Genomic DNA, 519 nt, shown 5'->3' with positions numbered 1-519 from the left:
CAACCAGTCGATCCGCGTCAACGTGGATACGCTGGAGCATCTGATGACCATGGTTTCCGAGCTGGTGCTGACCCGCAACCAGCTGCTGGAGATCTCCCGCCGCAACGAGGACACCGAGTTCAAGGTGCCGTTGCAGCGCCTGTCCAACGTCACCGCCGAGCTGCAGGAAGGCGTCATGAAGACGCGCATGCAGCCGATCGGCAATGCCTGGCAGAAGCTGCCCCGCATCGTCCGCGACCTGTCGAGCGAACTCGGCAAGCAGATCGAATTGGAGATGCACGGCGCCGACACCGAGCTCGACCGCCAGGTGCTCGATTTGATCAAGGACCCGCTCACCCACATGGTGCGCAACTCCGCCGATCATGGCCTGGAGACCCCCGCCGAGCGTCTCGCATCCGGCAAGGGCGAGCAGGGCACCATCCGCCTGTCCGCCTATCACGAAGGCGGCCACATCATCATCTGCATCGCCGACAACGGCCGTGGCCTCAACACCGAGAAGATCAAGGCCAAGGCGATCTC

General features: G+C 63.4%; 1 protein-coding gene. It reads left to right on the top strand.

Annotated features, from left to right (window positions below; genetic code table 11):
- Positions 1-519 (top strand): chemotaxis protein CheA (locus XI03_RS01540; protein WP_333935276.1); only part of this gene is annotated, 519 nt, incomplete at both ends.

The organism is Bradyrhizobium sp. CCBAU 65884 (assembly GCF_028128835.1).
In the GTDB taxonomy this organism is placed as follows: Bacteria; Pseudomonadota; Alphaproteobacteria; order Rhizobiales; family Xanthobacteraceae; genus Bradyrhizobium; species Bradyrhizobium ottawaense.
This window is presented reverse-complemented; position numbering and strand designations above follow the sequence as displayed.